Source organism: Mesorhizobium sp. M7A.F.Ca.US.005.03.2.1 (assembly GCF_003997795.1).
Classification (GTDB): domain Bacteria; phylum Pseudomonadota; class Alphaproteobacteria; order Rhizobiales; family Rhizobiaceae; genus Mesorhizobium; species Mesorhizobium ciceri.
Genome location: NZ_RZRP01000936.1, coordinates 1 through 2,286 on the forward strand (window position 1 = coordinate 1; position 2,286 = coordinate 2,286).

The 2,286-nt window shown below is 61.5% G+C and carries 4 protein-coding genes; all 4 read right to left on the reverse strand.

Features of this window, described 5'->3' with window-relative positions:
• Positions 1 to 433: ribulose-phosphate 3-epimerase (locus tag EN991_RS32825; protein ID WP_164769548.1), on the reverse strand; the 433-nt coding region annotated here is incomplete at its 3' end.
• A 58-nt stretch (positions 434 to 491) separates the two neighbouring features.
• Positions 492 to 1,430 (reverse strand): CbbX protein, encoded by a 939-nt coding sequence (gene cbbX / locus EN991_RS32830; RefSeq protein ID WP_013532058.1) that lies wholly within the window; start codon positions 1,428 to 1,430, stop codon positions 492 to 494.
• A gap of 7 nt (positions 1,431 to 1,437) precedes the next feature.
• Entirely contained in the window at positions 1,438 to 1,872 is a 435-nt protein-coding gene (locus EN991_RS32835) for a ribulose bisphosphate carboxylase small subunit (RefSeq protein WP_013532057.1), read from the reverse strand.
• An 18-nt stretch (positions 1,873 to 1,890) separates the two neighbouring features.
• The coding region (locus tag EN991_RS32840) for a RuBisCO large subunit C-terminal-like domain-containing protein (protein ID WP_245461140.1) at positions 1,891 to 2,286 on the reverse strand (396 nt) is incomplete at its 5' end.

A 2,286-nucleotide genomic window follows, 5' to 3' on the forward strand; every position in this document is an offset into this window, starting at 1 on the left:
AGCCTGGATTGACCGTCATCAGAAGCACCAGATCGAGCCTGTCGAGCACATACTCGATGACGCTCTCCGGCGTCGAAGGATTCAGCGATACGCCGGCCTTCTTGCCGAGATTTTTGATCGCCTGCAGGGAACGATCGAGATGCGGCCCGGCCTCTGCATGCACCGTGATGATGTCGCAACCGGCGTCGGCGAAGGCGGCCAGATAGGGGTCGGCCGGCGCGATCATCAGATGGCAGTCGAAGATTTTGTCCGTTCGGTCGCGGATCGCCTTGATCACCGGCGGACCGAAGGTGATGTTGGGCACGAAGTGGCCGTCCATCACGTCGAGATGGATCCAGTCGGCACCCGCCCGCACGACAGCTTCGACCTCGTCGCCGAGCCGCGAGAAATCCGCGGAAAGCACGGAGGGTGCGATGATTGTCCCGGTGACCATGGTCGTCGTCTCCAATTCTGTCTGCGGTGTTGGTCGCTGCGCCGGCCGCTTCGTCCTGTCAGCGCATCTTCGTCTCCGGTTCGCCTTCCAGTTTCCCTTCCGCGAACACGCGGCTGCCGCGAATGTCGGATTCCTCGATGGTGATAAGATCGGCCTTGGTCAACACCCGGCTGCGCGATGCGAAAAGCCGGTTAGCCTGCCGCAGCCGCGCCCGGTCAAGCCCATTGCGAACCGAACGCGCGTTGGAGAAATGCGGCAGCCTCATGCGGATCGGAAGATACTCTTCGAGCGCCTGGGACGCCGCCTCGCTGAGGCGATAATTCTGCTCCGCGAGCATAATCTCGGCGATCGATTTCAGTTCGCTGACGCCATAGTCGGGGAAGTCGAGGTGGTGGGCGATGCGCGAACGCATGCCGGGATTGCTGTCGAAGAAGCGGTCCATCTTGTTCTTGTAGCCGGCAAGGATCACAACCAGATCGTCACGGTTGTTCTCCATGCACTGCAGCAGGATTTCGATCGATTCCTGGCCGTAGTCGCGTTCGTTCTCTGGCTTGTAGAGATAGTAGGCCTCGTCGATGAAAAGCACGCCGCCCATGGCACGCTTGATCACCTCGCGGGTCTTGGGCGCGGTGTGGCCCACATACTGGCCGACGAGATCGTCGCGAGTCACGGCGACCATGTGGCCTTCGCGGACATAACCCAGACGATGCAGGATTTCGGCCATCCTCAGCGCCACCGTGGTCTTTCCGGTGCCAGGATTTCCCGTGAAATTCATGTGCAGCGTCGGCGCGCCCGATGTCAGTCCGAACCTGCGGCGAAGCCGGTCGACCAGGAGGAGGGCGGCGATCTCGCGGATGCGGGTCTTGACCGGCTTCAGGCCAACGAGTTCTCGGTCGAGCTTGTCCATCACCTCGTCGATGTTGGACGCCTCGAACTCGGCCTGCAGATCGACCGTCGCGTCCTGTGCGGCAGCGTCCTTTGTCATCGCGTTCAGCATGGTTCGGCTAGCTCCGCTCGCCCTCGGGCCTGTCGGTCGCATAAGGCACGATCGAATAACCCTGGCTGCGGCCGTCACGCTCCTGGCGCAGCAGCCGGAACCCGGGTTCGCTGGGCGGCCGGTTGACAATGAACGACATGCGCGGCGCTTCCCAGCCCTTGGTCGAATCGAAGGCGGTCACCCGCACATACATGTTCGGACAGGCTTTCCGGCAAGCATTGACCTCGAGCAGTATGCCCGCCGGATCTTTCAAGTCGAACATCGGGTTGCCGTACATTTCCCAATAGGTATTTCGCGGATGCGGATCGTCCGTGTACTCGACGCTGACCGCCCAATGGTTCTTCAGCGCGTATTTGATCTGCGCCGAAATCTGCTCGTCGGTCAGGTCGGGCAGGAACGAGAACTGCCCCTGTGTGACCTTGTTTCCCGGATTGGTCATCATGACGACGGTTCCTTTCGTCTAGAAGCTGGGCGTTGCGGTTGGCACGAAGTCGGCCGTGTCGGTCGATTCGTAGTTGAAGGTGACGTCCTTCCAGGTCTCCAGGGCAGCCTTCAGCGGCGTGCACCATCTGGCCGCCTGTTCGAGGATCTTGGTCCCTTCGCGCAAATAATCGCGCCCCTCGTTGCGGGCCAGGATCATCGCTTCCAAGGCGACGCGATTGGCCGTCGCGCCTGCCTGGATACCGTCCGGATGGCCGATCGTGCCGCCGCCGAACTGCAGGATGACGTCCTCGCCGAGATAGTGGATCAACTGGTGCATCTGGCCGGCATGGATGCCGCCCGAGGCAACGGGCATCACCTTGTTGAGCGAGGCCCATTCCTGATCGAAGAACAGCCCGGTTTCGAGGTTCTGAGG

Excerpts from the sequence above, each read along its gene's own strand:
- EN991_RS32835 (WP_013532057.1), bottom strand. The coding sequence starts at position 1,872 with ATGATGACCAATCCGGGAAACAAGGTCACACAGGGGCAGTTCTCGTTC.
- cbbX (WP_013532058.1), bottom strand. The coding sequence starts at position 1,430 with ATGCTGAACGCGATGACAAAGGACGCTGCCGCACAGGACGCGACGGTC.